This window comes from Enterobacter sp. SCRI0065 (genome assembly GCF_059766475.1).
In genome coordinates this window covers 411936-431492 of sequence record NZ_JCBAJB010000001.1, presented here as the reverse complement: position 1 = coordinate 431492, position 19557 = coordinate 411936, and the positions used below count along the sequence as shown (strand labels likewise).

Sequence of the window (19557 nt, the reverse complement as noted above, 5' to 3'; positions counted from 1 at the left end):
TAAGTAGCAGCTCATTGACCAGTTATTATTTAGGCATCCAGATTAGCCTTTATATAGACTGCTGATCGCAAAGAAAAAAAACGCCGCGATAAGCGGCGTTTGTCTGTCATTGACCAAAACTACTCGCCAATTTTCGCCCAGGTGTCGCGCAGACCAACCGTACGGTTAAAGACCAGTTTGGTAGCGGTTGCATAACGGCTGTCGAGGCAGAAGTAACCTTCACGCTCAAACTGATAAGCTTTTCCTGTTTCAGCCGCTTTCAGAGACGGTTCACCAAAGCCTTGCTTGATGACCAGCGATTCCTGGTTAATCGTCGCCAGGAAGTCCTCTGCCGCGCCCGGATTGGGTACGCTGAACAGACGATCGTAAAGACGAATTTCAACGGGTAGCGCATGCGCAGCGCTCACCCAATGAATAACGCCTTTTACTTTACGACCATCGGCAGGATCCTTGCTCAGGGTTTCTGCGTCATAGGTACAGTAGATCGTGGTAATCGTGCCTTCTGCGTCTTTCTCTACGCGCTCTGCTTTGATCACGTAGGCATTACGCAGGCGAACTTCTTTGCCCATCACCAGACGTTTGTACTGCTTGTTCGCTTCTTCACGGAAGTCAGCACGATCGATCCAGATCTCAGCGCTAAACGGTACTTCACGGGTCCCCATCTCCGGCTTGCTCGGATGGTTAGGCATCGTGACCACTTCGCTCTCGCCCTGCGGGTAGTTTTCGATAACCAGCTTAACCGGGTCGATAACTGCCATCGCACGTGGTGCGTTTTCGTTCAGATCTTCGCGAATACAGGATTCCAGAGAAGCCATCTCAATGGTGTTGTCCTGCTTGGTCACGCCGATACGCTTGATGAACTCGCGGATAGACGCTGAGGTGTAGCCACGACGACGCAAACCTGAAATGGTTGGCATACGTGGGTCATCCCAGCCTTCTACGTGCTTATCAGTCACCAGCAGGTTCAGCTTACGCTTGGACATCACGGTGTATTCCAGATTCAGACGAGAGAACTCGTACTGACGCGGATGCACAGGAATGGTGATGTTATCCAGCACCCAGTCGTACAGGCGACGGTTATCCTGGAACTCCAGCGTACACAGTGAATGCGTAATGCCTTCCAGCGCATCGCTGATGCAGTGGGTGAAGTCGTACATCGGGTAGATGCACCACTTGCTGCCGGTCTGGTGGTGATCGGCAAACTTAATGCGGTACAACACCGGATCGCGCATGACGATAAATGGCGAAGCCATGTCGATTTTGGCACGCAGGCACGCTTTGCCTTCTTCGAAACCACCCGCACGCATTTTTTCAAACAGTTCGAGGTTCTCTTCGACGCTGCGATCGCGGAACGGGCTGTTTTTACCTGGCGCAGTCAGCGAGCCACGATATTCGCGGATTTCGTCAGCAGACAGCTCGTCGACGTAGGCAAGGCCCTTGTTGATCAACTCAACTGCGTAGGCAAACAGTTGATCGAAATAATCAGAGGAATAGCAAATATCGCCAGACCAGGTGAAGCCCAACCATTGCACGTCGTTCTTAATGGACTCTACGTATTCGATGTCTTCTTTTACTGGGTTGGTGTCATCGAAGCGCAGGTTGCATTGTCCCTGATAGTCTTGCGCGATGCCGAAGTTCAGGCAGATAGATTTCGCATGACCAATGTGCAGGTAGCCATTTGGCTCCGGCGGAAAACGGGTATGAACCGTGGTGTGCTTACCACTAGCCAGATCTTCATCGATGATCTGACGAATAAAGTTACTTGGGCGGGCTTCAGCCTCACTCATCGTGGATTCCTCAAGGCGTAAATAACATATAACGGCATATGATCTTATAAGCCGGGCGCAGTGACAACCCTTAAAACGTCCCGGCTGAAAATAATGAGGATGATGACGACAAAAAAAAGCGGCGGAGGATATCCCCCGCCGCTTAAGGCATGAACTCTACTCAGGAGCGATTACTTGCCTTTAATCTCATACAGTGGCGTCTGGCCCGCAACAACCTGACCTTTTGCCTGGATAACCAGACCGCTGAAGTCGTCGATGTTGCTACAAACGACCGGGCTAATCATCGAGCGCGCATTAGCGTTGAGGAAGTCCAGATCCATTTCCAGAATCGGCTGGCCAGCTACAACGTGTGCGCCCTCTTCCACCAGGCAGGTAAAGCCCTGACCTTTCAGTGCGACGGTATCAATGCCCATATGGACAACGATTTCGGCACCGTTTTCGGTTTCCAGGCAGAACGCGTGGTTGGTGTTGAAGATTTTCACGATAGTACCGGCTGCCGGAGAAACGACGGTTTTTTCGGTGGGTTTCACCGCAACGCCGTCGCCTACCGCTCTGCTGGCAAACGCTTCGTCAGGAACCTGATCGATTGCCACCACTTCACCCGTTACCGGAGACACCAGCGCAGCAATGGTCGCAGCGTTAGGTACCGCTTGTGGTTTAACTACCGCGGCAGTAGCAGGTGCGCTATCCACAGAAGTTGCCGCAACCGGGCCACGCATCACGACTTTCTTCATTTCGTCGCCAATGGATTCGGCTTTAGCTCCGACAATGACCTGAATGGTCTGTTTGTTCAGTTTCACGACACCGGATGCACCAAGACGTTTACACATTGCATCGCTCACGCGTGCTGAATCAGCAACGGTCAGACGAAGACGGGTGATACAGGCATCAATCGCTTTCAGGTTGTCGGTCCCCCCCACTGCTGCGATGTAATTCGTCGCCAGCTGAGTCAGACCTTCTTCCGTATTGCTGTTCGCTTCTTCACTAACAATGTCATCTTCTTTATCTTCGCGACCTGGCGTTTTCAGGTTGAACATGCGGATAACCGCAGTGAACAGTACGAAGTAGATAACGAAGAAGACCAGGCCCATGACCACCAGCATCCAGACGTTTTTACTCGCCGCCGGCAGGTTGTACATCAGCACATAGTCAATTGCGCCCGCAGAGAACGAGAAGCCTGCGTGAATGCCCAGCAGGGTTGCCACGTACAGGCTGATGCCGGTCAACACGGCGTGCAGGAGATACAGCAGTGGAGCCAGGAACATGAACAGGAATTCCAGCGGCTCGGTAACACCCGTCAGGAATGCCGTGATGGCCACAGACAGCAACATACCGCCCACCATCGGACGACGTGCTTTCGGCGCGGCAAGGTACATCGCCAGCGCGGCACCCGGCAGACCAAACATCATGATTGGGAAGAAGCCAGACATGAACATGCCCGCAGTGCCGTCACCCGCATAGAAGCGGTTGATGTCACCGTGGAACACTGCGCCCGCCGAGTTGGTGAACTCACCAATCTGGAACCAGGCGATAGTATTCAGAACCTGATGCAGACCGGTTGGGATCAGCAGACGGTTGATGAAACCAAAGATGCCTGAACCCACCGCACCCGCAGAAACGATCCACTCACCGCCCGCATGGATTGCGTGCTGAACCGGCGGCCAGATGTAGCCAAAAATAGCGGCCAGGATCAGACAGAAGAAGCCCGTGGCGATCGGCACAAAACGTTTGCCGCCGAAGAAGCTCAGGAAGTCAGGGAGTTTGATACCAGACCAACGGTTGTAGACTGCACCACCCACCAGACCGGTAATGATACCCGCCAGCACACCCATGTTGATTTCTGGGTTAATGGTGACCATCGCTTTGGTCAGGATAAAGTAGCCAACCGCACCGGCCAACGCTGCGGCACCTGCACTGTCTTTAGACCAGCTAGATGCAACACCGATGGCGAAAATCAGTGCCAGGTTGTCAAAGATCGCACCACCCGCTTGCGCAATGAATGGTACGTTAAGAAGATCGGGTTGCCCGAATCGCAGTAACAATGCTGCCACCGGCAACACAGCGATTGGGAGCTGTAACGCCCTACCCAGTCGCTGGAAAAAACCTAAAATATTCATCTTATTCCCCCTATGAGACCCCGTTTAAGGCACGTTCTCAGCTGCGTTTTTATTGTGTTACGACTTATCAAATCAGTGGATGATTCACTGGCATTGTGAGTGTGTGAAAAATTAATTCGTATCGCAAATTAAACACGTATTTTTTGTGAGTTTTGTCACCAAATATCGTTAATAACCCTCCCCTGGACTGGCTAACAGTGAAAACTTATTTTATCATTCAAAAAATCAAGACGGATTGACCCTGCTTGACGTTATCCAGGTTACGCTTAATTCAGGTCAAGGCGCTTTCCGCCCACTTTTATACTTTAACTCTTGAGGTGAACAATGAGACTGATTCCCCTGGCAACCGCTGAACAAGTCGGTAAATGGGCTGCACGCCATATCGTCAACCGCATTAATGCGTTCAAACCTACAGCCGATCGTCCTTTCGTTCTTGGCCTTCCGACCGGCGGTACTCCGCTGACGGCGTATAAAGCATTGGTCGAAATGCATAAAGCGGGCCAAGTTAGCTTTGAACATGTTGTAACCTTCAACATGGACGAATATGTCGGTCTGCCAAAAGAGCACCCTGAGAGTTACCATAGCTTCATGCACCGTAATTTCTTCGATCACGTTGATATCCAACCAGAAAATATTAACCTACTGAATGGAAATGCGCCTGATATTGACGCAGAATGCCGCCAGTACGAAGAAAAAATCCGCTCTTACGGCAAAATTAACCTGTTTATGGGCGGCGTGGGTAACGACGGTCACATCGCCTTTAACGAACCCGCCTCTTCTTTGGCGTCTCGTACCCGCATTAAAACGCTGACTCATGACACTCGCGTGGCAAACTCCCGCTTCTTTGACGGCGACGTAAGCCAGGTTCCAAAATTTGCGCTGACCGTTGGCGTGGGTACGCTGCTGGATGCAGAAGAAGTGATGATTCTGGTGCTTGGCAGCGTGAAAGCGCTGGCACTCCAGGCTGCCGTTGAAGGAAATGTTAACCACATGTGGACCATCAGCTGCCTGCAGTTGCATCCGAAAGCGGTCGTGGTTTGTGACGAACCGTCTACGATGGAACTGAAAGTGAAAACGCTGAGATACTTCAACGAATTAGAAGCTGAAAACATCAAAGGTCTGTAATTGAATTACCGTCTCTTACGCTTAAGAGGCGGTCGTATTTTAACCGGGGGTCGTTATGTACGCTTTAACCCACGGTCGGATTTATACCGGCCATGAAATTCTGGATGACCATGCGATTGTTATCGCCAATGGCCTGATTGAACGTGTTTGTCCGCTGGCTGATTTACCGCCAGGCGTAGAACAACGCTCACTTGATGGAGCAATCATTGCCCCCGGTTTTATCGACGTTCAGCTTAACGGCTGCGGCGGCGTGCAGTTCAATGATACCGCCGAGGCGGTCACGGTTGAAACGCTGGAGATCATGCAAAAAGCCAACGAGAAATCGGGCTGCACCAGCTATCTGCCAACGCTTATTACCACTAGCGACGATCTGATGAAACAAGGTATTCGCGTCATGCGGGAATATCTGGCAAAACATCCTCATCAGGCGCTGGGCCTGCATCTTGAAGGTCCTTGGCTGAACATCGTTAAGAAAGGCACTCATAATCCTGGCTTCGTGCGTAAACCGGATGCTGAAATGGTCGATTTCATGTGCGCAAACGCCGATGTGATCGCTAAAGTCACGCTGGCCCCCGAAATGACCGGGCCGGACGTTATCGCTAAACTGGCCGCAGCAGGCATTGTGGTTTCGGCTGGGCACTCCAATGCCACGTTGAAAGAGGCCAAAATTGGCTTTCGTGCGGGCATCACTTTCGCGACTCATCTCTACAACGCGATGCCATACATTACGGGCCGCGAACCTGGGCTGGTCGGCGCAATCCTTGATGAGCCAGACGTGTATTGCGGTATCATCGCTGACGGGCTGCACGTTGATTACACCAACATTCGTAACGCTAAACGCCTGAAGGGCGATAAGCTGTGCCTGGTGACTGACGCGACTGCGCCAGCAGGTGCAAATATTGAGCAGTTCATTTTTGCTGGTAAAACAATATACTACCGCAACGGATTGTGTGTGGATGAGAACGGCACACTGAGTGGCTCTGCACTGACAATGATTGAAGGGGTACACAACCTCGTTGAACATTGCGGCATTGCGCTGGATGAAGTGCTACGTATGGCAACGCTCTACCCGGCTCGCGCTATCGGTGTAGACAAACAGCTGGGCGGCATTGCGCCGGGCATGGTTGCTAACCTCACAGCCTTCACACGCGATTATAAAATTATTAAGACCATCGTTAATGGTAACGAGGTCGTCACTGAGTAAGTAAAAGTATGACATCTGGCGGACAAGCTCAAATTGGTAATGTTGACCTCGTTAAACAACTGAACGGCGCGGCGGTTTATCGTCTGATTGACCAGCATGGGCCAATCTCGCGTATTCAGATTGCAGAACAAAGCCAGCTTGCTCCCGCCAGCGTAACGAAAATTACGCGTCAGCTTATTGAGCGCGGATTGATCAAAGAAGTCGATCAGCAGGCCTCCACCGGGGGCCGTCGCGCCATTTCCATTATCACCGAAACCCGTAATTTCCAGGCCATCGGCGTACGTCTTGGTCGTCATGACACCACCCTCACCCTTTACGATTTGAGCAGTAAAGCCATCGCTGAAGAGCACTATCCTCTGCCGGAACGTACTCAGGAGACGCTGGAACACGCGCTACTCAACACCATCGCGCAGTTTATCGAAAACAGTCAGCGTAAAATTCGTGAGCTGATTGCTATTTCGGTCATCCTGCCCGGGCTTGTCGATCCGGAAAGCGGGGTTATCCGCTATATGCCGCACATTCAGGTTGAGAACTGGGGGCTGGTTCAGGCGCTGGAAAAAAAATTCAACGTCACGTGCTATGTCGGGCATGACATTCGCAGTCTGGCACTTGCAGAGCACTACTTTGGTGCGAGTCATGATTGCGAAGATTCTATTCTGGTGCGCGTCCACCGTGGCACCGGTGCGGGAATTATCTCTAACGGGCGAATTTTTATCGGTCGGAACGGTAACGTCGGCGAGATTGGTCATATTCAGGTCGATCCCCTTGGCGAGCGCTGCCACTGTGGAAACTTCGGTTGTCTGGAAACCGTGGCGGCCAACGCCGCCATTGAACAACGTGTCCGTCACCTGCTCGAACAAGGTTATCAAAGCCGTTTAACGCTGGCAGACTGTAAGATCCAGGCCATATGCAAAGCCGCGAACAAAGGCGATCCATTAGCCTGTGAAGTGATTGAACAGGTGGGTCGCCATCTGGGTAAAACCATTGCCATTGCCATTAATCTGTTTAACCCGCAAAAAATCGTCATTGCAGGCGAGATTACGGAAGCCGAAAAAGTGCTGCTTCCGGCCATTGAGGGCTGTATTAATACTCAGGCACTGAAGGCGTTTCGTCAGAATCTGCCCGTGGTGCGTTCAACGCTCGATCATCGTTCAGCGATTGGCGCTTTTGCGCTGGTTAAACGCGCGATGCTTAACGGTCTTCTGCTCCAGCGTTTGCTGGAAAGCTAAGCACCCTTTATAGTGACGCCTTCTTTTTTAGAGATGCCGGGTAGTTCATGACCATTCAGAATGTGATTTGTGATATTGACGGCGTGCTGATGCACGACAACGTTGCTGTTCCTGGCGCTGCGGAGTTTCTGAACCGCATCATGGAAAAGGGAATGCCGCTGGTTCTGCTCACCAACTATCCTTCACAGACCGGGCAAGATCTGGCAAACCGTTTTGCTACTGCGGGCGTTAATGTGCCTGACAGCGTGTTTTACACCTCCGCCATGGCAACCGCCGATTTCCTGAAACGTCAGGAAGGCAAAAAAGCGTACGTGGTGGGCGAAGGCGCATTAATTCACGAGCTGTATAAAGCAGGGTTCACCATTACCGACGTTAACCCTGACTTTGTCATCGTGGGCGAGACGCGTTCCTATAACTGGGAAATGATGCACAAAGCATCGTACTTCGTGGCCAACGGCGCGCGCTTTATTGCGACCAACCCGGACACCCACGGTCGCGGTTTTTATCCCGCATGCGGTGCGCTCTGTGCGGGTATCGAAAAAATCTCGGGCCGGAAGCCCTTCGTCGTCGGTAAACCCAGCCCGTGGATTATCCGCGCGGCGCTGAATAAAATGCAGGCGCACTCCGAACAAACGGTGATCGTCGGCGATAACTTACGCACCGATATTCTGGCCGGCTTCCAGGCGGGTCTTGAAACGATCCTGGTCCTCTCTGGCGTCTCGACCATTGACGATATTGATTCGATGCCGTTCAGGCCGAGCTGGATTTATCCGTCGGTCGATGAGATCGACGTTATTTAAGACAAAAACCACGCTCCAGGGCGTGGTTTTTCATTTATCCCGCAATAAAACCAAATCCCATCTAACAAAATCACCCTTTCATTGCACAATCATCAATAAAACCGCTCACTACGTGCGCTTTTTTCAACATTCAACAATCGCTATTGCACTTTTTACGGTTTACGACGTAAAAGCCTTGCGCACCCTGGTCGTTTTGCGGCATTTTCATAAGCAAGCAACATCACAATGCAACAGGGTTAACGGAGAAGGTTATGTGTTCAATTTTTGGCGTACTGGATATTAAAACTGACGCGGTCGAACTGCGTAAAAAAGCGCTCGAACTGTCTCGTCTGATGCGCCATCGCGGCCCGGACTGGTCCGGCGTGTACGCAAGCGATAAAGCGATTTTGGCTCACGAACGTCTGTCGATTGTCGACGTCAACGCCGGTGCTCAGCCGCTGTATAACGAAAAGAAAACCCACGCGCTGGCAGTAAACGGTGAAATCTACAACCATCAGGCGCTGCGCGCAGAGTACGGCGATCGCTACGCGTTCCAGACCGGCTCCGACTGTGAAGTCATCCTGGCCTTGTATCAGGAAAAAGGCCCAGAATTCCTCGACGATCTGCAAGGGATGTTCGCCTTTGCACTCTATGACAGTGAAAAAGATGCTTACCTGATTGCCCGCGACCATATCGGTATTATCCCGCTGTATATGGGTCACGACGAGCACGGCAACTTTTACGTTGCCTCTGAAATGAAAGCGCTGGTTCCCGTTTGCCGCACCATTAAAGAGTTCCCGGCAGGTAGCTTCCTGTGGAGCAAAGATGGCGAAATTCGCTCGTACTACCAGCGCGACTGGTTCGATTACGATGCGGTGAAAGACAACGTGACCGATAAGGTCGAACTGGCTCAGGCGCTGGAAGATGCAGTAAAAAGCCACCTGATGTCCGACGTTCCTTATGGCGTTCTGCTGTCTGGCGGCCTGGATTCATCCGTCATTTCTGCCATCACCAAGAAATACGCCGCACGTCGCGTGGAAGATCAGGAACGCTCAGAAGCCTGGTGGCCGCAGCTTCACTCCTTCGCCGTTGGCCTGGAAGGCGCTCCGGATCTGAAAGCAGCGCAGGAAGTAGCAAACCATCTGGGCACCGTGCACCACGAAATTCACTTCACCGTGCAGGAAGGTCTGGACGCGATTCGTGACGTTATCTATCACATCGAAACCTACGATGTGACCACCATTCGCGCCTCTACGCCAATGTATTTGATGTCCCGCAAGATTAAAGCGATGGGCATTAAAATGGTGCTGTCAGGCGAAGGCTCTGACGAAGTATTTGGCGGTTATCTGTACTTCCACAAAGCGCCAAACGCCAAAGAACTGCATGAAGAAACCGTACGTAAACTGCAGGCGCTGCATATGTTTGACTGCGCTCGCGCTAACAAAGCGATGTCCGCCTGGGGTGTGGAAGCGCGTGTTCCGTTCCTGGATAAAAACTTCCTCGACGTGGCAATGCGCATTAACCCGCAGGATAAAATGTGCGGCAACGGCAAAATGGAAAAACACGTCCTGCGCGAGTGTTTTGAATCTTACCTGCCTGCAAGCGTGGCATGGCGTCAGAAAGAGCAGTTCTCCGACGGCGTGGGCTATAGCTGGATCGACTCCCTGAAAGAGGTGGCCGCTAAGCACGTTACCGATCAACAGCTGGAAACGGCGAGCTTCCGCTTCCCGTATAACACACCGGGTTCTAAAGAAGCCTATCTGTACCGGGAGATCTTCGAAGAATTGTTCCCGGTCCCAAGCGCAGCAGAATGTGTCCCTGGTGGTCCGTCAGTGGCCTGTTCCTCGGCTAAGGCTATCGAATGGGATGAATCGTTCAAAAACATGAACGATCCGTCAGGACGCGCGGTAGGCGTACACCAGTCAGCTTACAAATGATCCTAACGATCGCTATAAGGCCCTTCGGGGCCTTTTTTTGCTTTGTATTTCGCAGGTCAGAATTGATTAATAACCGATAATTGCCGAATATTCGGTCACGCTGTTCGCAACCTAACCAAACAGTCACATTCCGGCTATTTTCGTTGAAAAAGGTGTTGACGCTGCAAGGGTCTATACGCATAATGCGCCCCGCAACGCCGATAAGGTAGCGTGAAAAAAGATGGCTACGTAGCTCAGTTGGTTAGAGCACATCACTCATAATGATGGGGTCACAGGTTCGAATCCCGTCGTAGCCACCATCTTTTTTGCGGGAGTGGCGAAATTGGTAGACGCACCAGATTTAGGTTCTGGCGCCGCAAGGTGTGCGAGTTCAAGTCTCGCCTCCCGCACCATTTCCTAATAAGCGTTGCACGGATGGGGTATCGCCAAGCGGTAAGGCACCGGTTTTTGATACCGGCATTCCCTGGTTCGAATCCAGGTACCCCAGCCAATTTTCTTCGATTTGCGGTTCTCCGTGGTTATTGGGGTATCGCCAAGCGGTAAGGCACCGGTTTTTGATACCGGCATTCCCTGGTTCGAATCCAGGTACCCCAGCCATCGAAGAAAGCAGTACGGCTACGTAGCTCAGTTGGTTAGAGCACATCACTCATAATGATGGGGTCACAGGTTCGAATCCCGTCGTAGCCACCAAATTCGGGAAGCATCGATTAACATCGATAAGCCCAAAAAAAATTGTTGGGGTATCGCCAAGCGGTAAGGCACTGGTTTCTGATACCAGCATTCCGAGGTTCGAATCCTCGTACCCCAGCCAATTTTAAAGTCGTTAACCCATTTGTTTAACGCAATTGGGGTGTCGCCAAGCGGTAAGGCACTGGTTTCTGATACCAGCATTCCGGGGTTCGAATCCCTGCACCCCAGCCAATTAGTAACAAATAAGCCCGCTCTGCGGGCTTTTTTGTTTTTGTGCTTTCTTATGCCTTCGCCCCATAGAAGCAAAGGCACCGTTTAAAGGCCTAAGGCATACTTCAACGCCTGCCGTTTCAACCCACCGCCACGTTCTGCCGCCATCAATCCGATATTGCGCAGGATACGTACTGGGCCTAAATCGTTGCTGAAACCAGCATAAAAAAGATCCATTCCCGACTGCATCATGAAATTATCAGCCATACGGCGGTTCTGGTAGCGTTTAAGCACCTGTTCGCTCGCCCACGGCTCAGAACGTTCGCGCGCGCTGCTCATCACGTCTAATAACGCCTCAACGTCGCGATAGCCCAAATTCACGCCCTGCCCGGCAAGCGGATGAATGGTATGCGCCGCATCCCCCACTAACGCTAACCCAGCCCGGACATATTTCACAGCATGGCGGCGCGTGAGCGGGAATCCACCGGCCGCAACAGGAGTAACGTGCCCCAGACGACGCGGAAAGTGTGTGGCGATCGCTTGCTGTAGCTGCTCCATCGACAGCCCCTGTAACTGGCGAATACGCGCTGGCGTGTCGTACCACACCAGCGACGCCCAGCGTTCAAATAGCGGCAGAAACGCATGCGGCCCCGTCGGCGTAAAATGTTGCCAGGTGCTGTTACCCGGATCGTTTTCGCACTTCACGGTAATTAACATGCAGGATTGCTGGTACTGCCATGCGTGAATCCCCATTCCCGCCATCTGACGAACCTGCGAATTCGCACCATCGGCGCCTACCACTAGCCTGGCGGCCAGTTCCTCACCATTATTCAGTTCCAGCAAATACCCGCCTTCATGACGACGAAGCGCATTTAGCGATGCAGGCACACGCAGCGTGATATTCGCGTGCCCTTCCATCGCCTGCCACAGTGCTAATTGCAGAACGTTATTTTCCACCATATAGCCTAACAGCGGCAGCTTCAGCTCAGAGGCATCAAAGGTGACATGGGCACTCTCCCACTCCCAGGTTTCCAGGCGACGATACGGATGCGCGCGCATCGACAGCACCGAGTCCCACACGCCAAGCCCGCGCAGCAGATCGACAGACGCGGCGCTAACCGCCGAGATCCGCACGTCAGGTTTTTGGGCATCATCAAATGCAGGCGGCGCAGCCTGCTCTACGACCGTTACCTTAAATCCCAGCTGTGCCAGCCCGAGCGCCAGCGCGCCGCCGACCATACCGCCGCCGACAACGGCAATTTCGGTGTGTTGGAGTGTCATGGTCAATAATCCTTTTCAAGAGAATCCCTTAAGTTTACCGGATTTTTACCGGCTTGAGGCTGACAACCTTCATACTGGTCACAACCGCACCGAAGCATTACACTATGCGGCTTGCAATCCTGAGCCCGAGCAAGTCGATGACTAAAAAACTCCATATAAAAACCTGGGGCTGTCAGATGAACGAATACGATTCATCAAAGATGGCCGATCTGCTGGATGCCACCCACGGATATCAACTCACTGAACATGCAGAAGAAGCCGATGTGCTGCTGCTAAATACCTGCTCGATCCGTGAAAAAGCGCAGGAAAAAGTTTTCCATCTGTTAGGCCGCTGGAAGCTTCTCAAAAAGAAAAACCCGGATATCATCATCGGCGTGGGCGGCTGTGTCGCCTCGCAGGAAGGTGAACTTATTCGCACCCGCGCCCACTACGTTGACATTGTTTTCGGCCCGCAGACCCTGCATCGTTTGCCCGAAATGATCAACTCGGTTCGCGGCGATCGTAGCCCGGTGGTGGACGTCAGCTTCCCGGAAATCGAAAAATTTGACCGTTTGCCGGAACCGCGTGCTGACGGCCCGAGCGCTTTTGTCTCGATCATGGAAGGCTGCAATAAATACTGTACTTACTGCGTGGTGCCTTACACCCGTGGTGAAGAGGTCAGCCGCCCGTGCGACGATATCCTGTTTGAAATTGCTCAGTTGGCCGCCCAGGGCGTGCGTGAAGTCAACCTGCTGGGGCAAAACGTCAATGCCTGGCGTGGCGAGAACTACGACGGTTCTACCGGTTCATTTGCCGACCTGCTGCGTCTGGTTGCAGCGATTGACGGTATCGACCGTATCCGCTTCACCACCAGCCATCCGATCGAATTCACCGATGACATCATCGATGTGTATCGCGATACGCCAGAGCTGGTGAGCTTCCTGCATCTGCCGGTACAGTGCGGCTCTGACCGCGTATTGAATCTGATGGGCCGTACCCATACCGTGCTGGAATACAAATCTATCATTCGTAAGCTTCGCGAAGCGCGTCCGGATATCCAGATTAGCTCCGACTTTATCGTTGGCTTCCCAGGCGAGACCACGGATGACTTTGAGCGCACCATGAAGCTAATTGGCGAAGTGAATTTCGACGTCAGCTTTAGCTTCATCTTCTCCGCACGTCCTGGAACGCCCGCTGCCGATATGGTTGACGATGTTCCTGAAGAGGAGAAAAAGCAGCGTCTGTATATTCTGCAGGAACGTATCAACCAGCAGGTCAATGCCTGGAGTCGCCGCATGCTCGGCACCACCCAGCGCATTCTGGTGGAAGGGACTTCGCGTAAAAGCGTAATGCAGCTTTCAGGCCGCACCGAAAACAGCCGTGTGGTGAATTTCGAAGGTACGCCGGATATGATCGGTAAGTTTGTTGATATCGAGATTCAGGAAGTCCTCACCAACTCATTGCGCGGCAAAGTGGTCCGTACTGAAGACGAGATGGGCTTACGCATTGCCGAAACGCCGGAATCCGTTATCGCCCGTACCCGCAAAGAGAACGAACTGGGTGTCGGTGTTTACCAGCCTTAATCCGTTCGGGCCTGCCTTTCTGGCAGGCCTTGCAATTCCCCTCTGCATCCCCAATATGCATAGCAATGCTTGCGCCTTTATTCCATGGCGTGAATACTTTCAACATAGACCTGACTGAACGGGCCTGAAAGCACATTCTAAAGAGGAACAGTTTGAATACAGAAACGCGTGAAATTACCCTGGAGCCCGCAGACAACGCTCGCCTGCTGAGCCTGTGCGGGCCGTTTGATGACAACATCAAACAACTGGAGCGACGTCTGGGTATCGAAATCAATCGTCGCGATAACCAATTCAAACTCACCGGACGCGCCATATGCGTCAACGCCGCCGCGGACATTCTGCGCAGCCTGTATGTCGATACCGCCCCGATGCGCGGTGCGACGCAGGATATCGAGCCAGAAAAGATCCATCTCGCCATTAAAGAAGCGCGCATTCTTGAACAGAGCGCGGAGAGCGTTCCTGATTACGGCAAGGTCATCAATATCAAAACCAAGCGTGGCGTTATCAAGCCACGTACGCCGAACCAGGCGCAGTACATCGCCAATATTCTCGATCATGACATCACCTTCGGCGTCGGCCCGGCCGGGACGGGTAAAACTTACCTGGCCGTTGCGGCAGCGGTAGATGCGCTGGAGCGTCAGGACATTCGTCGTATTCTGCTGACCCGCCCTGCGGTGGAAGCGGGTGAAAAACTCGGCTTCTTGCCCGGCGACCTGAGTCAGAAGGTCGACCCGTATCTGCGTCCGCTATACGATGCGCTGTTCGAGATGCTGGGCTTTGAAAAAGTCGAGAAGCTTATCGAGCGTAACGTCATTGAAGTGGCACCGCTGGCCTATATGCGCGGTCGTACCCTGAATGATGCGTTCATCATTCTTGATGAGAGCCAGAACACCACCATCGAACAGATGAAGATGTTCCTGACGCGTATTGGCTTTAATTCAAAAGCCGTCATCACCGGTGACATCACCCAGATTGACCTGCCGCGCAGCACCAAATCAGGTCTGCGTCACGCGATCGAAGTGTTGGCGGAAGTCGACGAAATCAGCTTTAACTTCTTCAACAGTGAAGACGTGGTGCGCCATCCGGTCGTTGCACGGATCGTCAACGCCTATGAAGCGTGGGAAGAAGCCGAACAGAAACGTAAAACAGAACAGGCAGCAGAGCGCAAGCGTGAAGCCCAGGAACAGGAACCAAAATGAGTCAGGTTATTCTCGATTTACAGCTGGCATGTGAAGACAACGCCGGCCTGCCGGAAGAAGCACAGTTCCAGAAATGGCTTGATGCAGTCATTCCACAGTTTCAGAAAGAGTCAGAAGTCACCATTCGCGTGGTGGACAACGCTGAGAGCCACGAGCTTAACCTGACCTATCGCGGAAAAGACAAGCCGACCAACGTGCTCTCCTTCCCGTTCGAAGCGCCGCCAGGTATTGAACTGCCGCTGCTGGGTGATTTGATTATTTGCCGCCAGGTCGTTGAACAGGAAGCGAAGGAGCAGGAAAAACCGCTCGACGCGCACTGGGCGCACATGGTCATTCACGGTAGCCTGCATCTGCTGGGTTACGATCATATTGAAGACGAAGAAGCAGAAGAGATGGAATCCCTCGAGACAGAGATAATGCTTGCTCTGGGCTATGAGGATCCGTACATTGCCGAGAAAGAGTAGTCCGTTCTGTCCTTGTTGACTGAACAGACAAAACAGGCCGCCGCACAAGGAACCTTCCCGCGGCGGCACGCATTTAACTGACGAGAGAACCCTTAACAAACGCTATGAGCGACGACAATTCACACAGTAGCGACACGACAACCAGTAAGAAGGGATTTTTCTCCCTCATTCTGAGCCAGCTGTTCCACGGCGAACCTAAAAACCGTGATGAACTTTTGGAGCTGATTCGTGATTCCGGGCAGAACGATCTTATCGATGAAGATACGCGCGAAATGCTCGAAGGGGTAATGGATATCGCCGACCAGCGCGTTCGCGACATCATGATCCCCCGCTCGCAGATGATCACCCTGAAACGCAACCAGACGCTGGACGAATGCCTCGATGTCATCATCGAATCCGCCCACTCTCGTTTCCCGGTTATCAGCGAAGATAAAGATCACATTGAAGGGATTCTGATGGCGAAAGATTTGCTGCCGTTTATGCGCAGCGACTCCGAAGCCTTCAGCATGGAAAAAGTGTTACGCCAGGCGGTGGTTGTACCGGAAAGCAAGCGCGTTGACCGCATGCTAAAAGAGTTCCGGTCTCAGCGTTACCATATGGCGATTGTTATCGATGAATTTGGCGGCGTATCCGGCCTTGTGACGATCGAAGATATTCTTGAACTTATCGTCGGTGAAATTGAAGACGAATATGACGAAGAAGATGATATCGAATTCCGTCAGCTAAGCCGTCATACCTGGACCGTACGCGCGTTGGCCTCTATTGAAGAATTCAATGATACCTTCGGGACCCACTTCAGCGATGAAGAGGTGGATACCATTGGTGGCCTGGTGATGCAGGCGTTTGGTCATCTTCCGGCCCGCGGTGAATCCGTTGATATTGACGGTTACCAGTTCAAGGTTGCGATGGCCGACAGTCGCCGTATTATTCAGGTTCACGTCAGAATGCCGGACGATTCCCCGGTACCAAAACTGGAAGATTAATGTAAATGGCATTTGCCTCATTACTTGAACGCCAGCGCGTCCGTTTGCTGCTGGCGCTGTTATTCGGAGCCAGCGGTACGCTGGCTTTTTCGCCTTACGACATCTGGCCTGCGGCCATTATTTCCCTGATAGGCCTGCAAGGTTTAACCCTGAATCGCAGCCCCGTTCAGGCGGCCGCGATTGGCTACTTCTGGGGGCTGGGTCTGTTTGGCTCCGGCATCAACTGGGTTTACGTCAGTATCGCGCAGTTTGGCGGGATGCCTGGCCCGGTTAACATATTCCTGGTCGTACTGCTGGCCGCGTATCTGTCGCTGTATACCGGCTTGTTCGCGGGCATTCTTTCTCGCCTGTGGCCGAAAACCACCTGGGTTCGCGTCGCGATAGCCGCGCCGGTTGTTTGGCAACTCACCGAGTTTTTGCGCGGCTGGGTATTGACCGGCTTCCCGTGGCTTCAGTTTGGTTACAGCCAGATTGATGGCCCGCTGAAGGGGCTTGCTCCGGTGATGGGCGTCGAGGCGATCAACTTCTTGCTGATGATTGTCAGTGGCTTACTCGCACTCGCGCTGGTACAGCGCAGTTGGCAGCCGCTGGTGGCCGCTCTGGTGCTGTTCGCCCTTCCCTTTCCGCTGCGCTATATCCAGTGGTATACCCTTGAGCCCGAGCGCACCACGCAGGTTTCAATGGTGCAAGGTAATATCGCTCAGTCGATGAAATGGGACGAGAACCAGCTCATCAATACGCTGAAAATTTATCTCGATGCCACGCAAAAAGAGATGGGTAAATCGCAGCTGATTATCTGGCCGGAGTCCGCCATTCCCGACCTGGAAATCAACCAGCAGCATTTCCTCAGCATGATGGACGATCTGCTGCGCGCACGAAACAGTACGCTGATCACCGGTATTGTGGATGCGCGTCTGAACAAGCAAAACCGTTACGACACTTACAACACCATTATCACGCTCGGCAAAGACAATCCGTACCGCTACGAATCAACCAATCGCTACAACAAAAACCACCTTGTGCCGTTTGGTGAGTTTGTGCCGCTAGAGTCGATTCTGCGTCCGTTAGCGCCGTTCTTTGATTTGCCGATGTCCTCATTTAGCCGCGGCCCGTATGTTCAGCCACAGCTGCATGCGCATGGTTTTGCGCTGACTCCGGCAATTTGTTACGAAATTATCCTTGGCGAACAGGTGCGCGATAACTTCCGTCCGGATACCGATTATCTGCTGACCATCTCAAACGATGCCTGGTTTGGTAAGTCGATTGGCCCGTGGCAACACTTCCAGATGGCGCGTATGCGTTCGCTGGAGCTGGCGCGTCCGCTGCTGCGCAGCACTAACAATGGCATCACCGCCGTAATTGGTCCACAGGGTGAAATTCAGGCTATGCTTCCGCAGTTCACCCGTGCGGTGCTAACGACCAAAGTCACACCGACCACAGGTCTGACGCCATATGCGCGCACTGGCAACTGGCCGCTGTGGATCCTGACCACGCTGTTTGGTTTTGGCGCATTGGTGATGAGCCTTCGTCAGCGTCGTCAATAATTCCCCCCTCACCCTAACCCTCTCCCCATCGGGGAGAGGGACAGTACACACACCATTTCAAAATCCAGCTCCGCCTTTTCCCCTATCCCTTTCAGGGTGAGGGTTATTTCTGGCACGCCTATTGCTTTATTTATTCACATAAACGTCGTTTAGCTTAACGTGCAACCTGGTCGCACCAGTATCGATCGCAGGTAGCACCGAAACGGTGCAACGAGGGATTATTGCCTCTGAATGGTGCGGCGCGCTTCGCAAAAATAAACAATATCGCAGCAAAATCTTTACATTAAGCCAAACTAAATGTTAACAAGCTTGCATAACACTGCACTCGCATAGCGCGAGATATAACAACATCACAATGGGTATCAATGCGTCACTGGCGCAGATAATAAAGGAGTTGGGTATGCAATTACGTAAACTGGCCACAGCAATGCTGGTGATGGGAATGTCCGCAGGCGTCGTTCACGCTGAAGATGCCCCGGCTGCCGGGAGCACTCTCGACAAGATTGCCAAAAACGGCGTGATCGTGGTCGGCCACCGTGAATCATCTGTCCCGTTTTCATACTACGACAACACGCAAAAAGTCGTGGGCTACTCTCAGGATTACTCCAACGCTATCGTTGAAGCGGTAAAGAAAAAGCTAAACAAACCCGATCTTGAAGTGAAGCTGATTCCAATTACCTCACAAAACCGTATTCCTCTGCTGCAAAACGGCACCTTCGATTTTGAATGTGGTTCCACGACTAACAACCTTGAGCGTCAGAAACAAGCGGCCTTCTCCAACACTATCTTCGTGGTAGGGACCCGTCTGCTGACCAAAAAAGGCGGCGAGATTAAAGACTTCGCGGATCTGAAAGGTAAAGCGGTTGTGGTGACTTCTGGTACCACATCTGAAGTTCTGCTGCATAAGCTGAACGACGAGAAGAAAATGGATATGCGCATCATCAGCGCGAAAGATCATGGTGACTCCTTCCGTACGCTGGAAAGCGGTCGTGCCGTGGCCTTTATGATGGATGATGCTCTGCTGGCCGGTGAACGTGCTAAAGCGAAGAAACCAGACAACAGGGAAATCGTCGGCACCGCACAGTCTCAGGAGGCTTACGGCTGCATGCTGCGTAAAGACGACGCCAGCTTTAAAAAGCTTATCGATGACACCATCGCAGAAAAACAGACCTCTGGCGAAGCGGAAAAATGGTTCGACAAATGGTTTAAGAACCCGATTCCACCAAAAAATCTGAACATGAACTTTGAACTGTCAGACGACATGAAAGCCCTGTTCAAAACACCAAATGACAAAGCACTTAACTAATTAGAACCATTAAGGGGCAGGACCTCCTGCCCTCTCGATTGTCGGGAAGCACGGACAGACTATACGTTGAGTGGTCGTTCCCCACTCAGCGCGAACATGAGCTTCTCACCAATCTTCGAGGGTAGCGCTGCTACCCTTTT

General features: G+C 52.4%; 14 protein-coding genes and 7 tRNA genes. 18 read left to right on the top strand and 3 right to left on the bottom strand.

Going from position 1 to position 19557, the window contains the following annotated elements; translation table 11 throughout:
* Nucleotides 1–119: 119 nt before the first annotated feature.
* Together glnS and nagE are read right to left on the bottom strand one after the other, a co-directional pair.
* Nucleotides 120–1787 carry a glutamine--tRNA ligase gene (glnS, locus tag AC6EMZ_RS02075; protein ID WP_498400750.1) on the bottom strand — a complete coding sequence of 556 codons (1668 nt, stop codon included), beginning with the start codon at nt 1785–1787 and terminating at the stop codon, nt 120–122.
* A gap of 170 nt (nt 1788–1957) precedes the next feature.
* Nucleotides 1958–3904 carry a PTS N-acetyl glucosamine transporter subunit IIABC gene (gene nagE, locus AC6EMZ_RS02070; protein WP_498400749.1) on the bottom strand — a complete coding sequence of 649 codons (1947 nt, stop codon included), beginning with the start codon at nt 3902–3904 and terminating at the stop codon, nt 1958–1960.
* A gap of 324 nt (nt 3905–4228) precedes the next feature.
* Between nagE and nagB the strand changes: the two genes are divergently transcribed.
* The 12 genes from nagB (at nt 4229) to AC6EMZ_RS02010 (ending at nt 11099) form a co-directional block, all read left to right on the top strand.
* On the top strand, nt 4229–5029 hold the full coding sequence (nagB, locus tag AC6EMZ_RS02065) for a glucosamine-6-phosphate deaminase (protein WP_498400748.1): 801 nt from the start codon (nt 4229–4231) through the stop codon (nt 5027–5029).
* Nucleotides 5030–5084: 55 nt separating this feature from the next.
* Complete coding sequence (nagA, locus tag AC6EMZ_RS02060; protein WP_498400747.1) at nt 5085–6233, top strand: N-acetylglucosamine-6-phosphate deacetylase; 1149 nt, start codon at nt 5085–5087, stop codon at nt 6231–6233.
* 8 nt (nt 6234–6241) lie between these two features.
* The gene (gene nagC / locus AC6EMZ_RS02055) at nt 6242–7462 is read left to right on the top strand and encodes a DNA-binding transcriptional regulator NagC (protein ID WP_498400746.1); all 1221 of its coding nucleotides are present in this window, start codon (nt 6242–6244) and stop codon (nt 7460–7462) included.
* 47 nt (nt 7463–7509) lie between these two features.
* A complete protein-coding gene (nagD, locus tag AC6EMZ_RS02050) occupies nt 7510–8262 on the top strand; it encodes a ribonucleotide monophosphatase NagD (RefSeq protein WP_498400745.1) in 753 nt (250 codons plus the stop codon).
* Nucleotides 8263–8513: 251 nt separating this feature from the next.
* Nucleotides 8514–10178: an asparagine synthase B gene (gene asnB, locus AC6EMZ_RS02045; protein ID WP_498400744.1), complete on the top strand. Its 1665-nt coding sequence runs from the start codon at nt 8514–8516 to the stop codon at nt 10176–10178.
* A gap of 222 nt (nt 10179–10400) precedes the next feature.
* Nucleotides 10401–10477, top strand: a tRNA-Met gene (locus tag AC6EMZ_RS02040).
* Nucleotides 10478–10485: 8 nt separating this feature from the next.
* A tRNA-Leu gene (locus tag AC6EMZ_RS02035) sits at nt 10486–10570 on the top strand.
* 23 nt (nt 10571–10593) lie between these two features.
* A tRNA-Gln gene (locus AC6EMZ_RS02030) sits at nt 10594–10668 on the top strand.
* A gap of 32 nt (nt 10669–10700) precedes the next feature.
* A tRNA-Gln gene (locus AC6EMZ_RS02025) sits at nt 10701–10775 on the top strand.
* Between the two features lie 16 nt (nt 10776–10791).
* Nucleotides 10792–10868, top strand: a tRNA-Met gene (locus AC6EMZ_RS02020).
* Between the two features lie 46 nt (nt 10869–10914).
* Nucleotides 10915–10989, top strand: a tRNA-Gln gene (locus tag AC6EMZ_RS02015).
* Between the two features lie 35 nt (nt 10990–11024).
* Nucleotides 11025–11099 (top strand) — tRNA-Gln (locus AC6EMZ_RS02010).
* 84 nt (nt 11100–11183) lie between these two features.
* On the opposite strand, the gene ubiF is transcribed toward AC6EMZ_RS02010, so the two are convergent.
* Nucleotides 11184–12359, bottom strand: coding sequence for a 3-demethoxyubiquinol 3-hydroxylase (ubiF, locus tag AC6EMZ_RS02005; RefSeq protein WP_498400743.1), 1176 nt, complete (start codon nt 12357–12359; stop codon nt 11184–11186).
* Between the two features lie 137 nt (nt 12360–12496).
* On the opposite strand from ubiF, the gene miaB reads away from it, so the two are divergent.
* The 6 genes from miaB to AC6EMZ_RS01975 all read left to right on the top strand — a co-directional run bounded on the left by miaB (nt 12497) and on the right by AC6EMZ_RS01975 (nt 19417).
* A complete protein-coding gene (gene miaB / locus AC6EMZ_RS02000) occupies nt 12497–13921 on the top strand; it encodes a tRNA (N6-isopentenyl adenosine(37)-C2)-methylthiotransferase MiaB (protein ID WP_498400742.1) in 1425 nt (474 codons plus the stop codon).
* 152 nt (nt 13922–14073) lie between these two features.
* Complete coding sequence (locus tag AC6EMZ_RS01995) at nt 14074–15120, top strand: PhoH family protein (protein ID WP_498400741.1); 1047 nt, start codon at nt 14074–14076, stop codon at nt 15118–15120.
* Nucleotides 15117–15584 (top strand): rRNA maturation RNase YbeY, encoded by a 468-nt coding sequence (gene ybeY, locus AC6EMZ_RS01990; protein WP_498400739.1) that lies wholly within the window; start codon nt 15117–15119, stop codon nt 15582–15584. Before AC6EMZ_RS01995 ends, ybeY begins: the two co-directional genes overlap by 4 nt.
* 104 nt (nt 15585–15688) lie before the next feature.
* The gene (corC, locus tag AC6EMZ_RS01985; protein WP_498400738.1) at nt 15689–16567 is read left to right on the top strand and encodes a CNNM family magnesium/cobalt transport protein CorC; all 879 of its coding nucleotides are present in this window, start codon (nt 15689–15691) and stop codon (nt 16565–16567) included.
* A 5-nt stretch (nt 16568–16572) separates the two neighbouring features.
* Complete coding sequence (lnt, locus tag AC6EMZ_RS01980) at nt 16573–18111, top strand: apolipoprotein N-acyltransferase (RefSeq protein WP_498400737.1); 1539 nt, start codon at nt 16573–16575, stop codon at nt 18109–18111.
* Between the two features lie 400 nt (nt 18112–18511).
* A complete protein-coding gene (locus AC6EMZ_RS01975; protein WP_498400736.1) occupies nt 18512–19417 on the top strand; it encodes an amino acid ABC transporter substrate-binding protein in 906 nt (301 codons plus the stop codon).
* Nucleotides 19418–19557: the final 140 nt, after the last annotated feature.

What these genes read in the sequence shown, in the direction of transcription:
- glnS (WP_498400750.1), bottom strand. Translation starts at nt 1,787, where the DNA reads ATGAGTGAGGCTGAAGCCCGCCCAAGTAACTTTATTCGTCAGATCATC.
- nagE (WP_498400749.1), bottom strand. Translation starts at nt 3,904, where the DNA reads ATGAATATTTTAGGTTTTTTCCAGCGACTGGGTAGGGCGTTACAGCTC.
- nagB (WP_498400748.1), top strand. Translation starts at nt 4,229, where the DNA reads ATGAGACTGATTCCCCTGGCAACCGCTGAACAAGTCGGTAAATGGGCT.
- nagA (WP_498400747.1), top strand. Translation starts at nt 5,085, where the DNA reads ATGTACGCTTTAACCCACGGTCGGATTTATACCGGCCATGAAATTCTG.
- nagC (WP_498400746.1), top strand. Translation starts at nt 6,242, where the DNA reads ATGACATCTGGCGGACAAGCTCAAATTGGTAATGTTGACCTCGTTAAA.
- nagD (WP_498400745.1), top strand. Translation starts at nt 7,510, where the DNA reads ATGACCATTCAGAATGTGATTTGTGATATTGACGGCGTGCTGATGCAC.
- asnB (WP_498400744.1), top strand. Translation starts at nt 8,514, where the DNA reads ATGTGTTCAATTTTTGGCGTACTGGATATTAAAACTGACGCGGTCGAA.
- ubiF (WP_498400743.1), bottom strand. Translation starts at nt 12,359, where the DNA reads ATGACACTCCAACACACCGAAATTGCCGTTGTCGGCGGCGGTATGGTC.
- miaB (WP_498400742.1), top strand. Translation starts at nt 12,497, where the DNA reads ATGACTAAAAAACTCCATATAAAAACCTGGGGCTGTCAGATGAACGAA.
- ybeY (WP_498400739.1), top strand. Translation starts at nt 15,117, where the DNA reads ATGAGTCAGGTTATTCTCGATTTACAGCTGGCATGTGAAGACAACGCC.
- corC (WP_498400738.1), top strand. Translation starts at nt 15,689, where the DNA reads ATGAGCGACGACAATTCACACAGTAGCGACACGACAACCAGTAAGAAG.
- lnt (WP_498400737.1), top strand. Translation starts at nt 16,573, where the DNA reads ATGGCATTTGCCTCATTACTTGAACGCCAGCGCGTCCGTTTGCTGCTG.
- AC6EMZ_RS01975 (WP_498400736.1), top strand. Translation starts at nt 18,512, where the DNA reads ATGCAATTACGTAAACTGGCCACAGCAATGCTGGTGATGGGAATGTCC.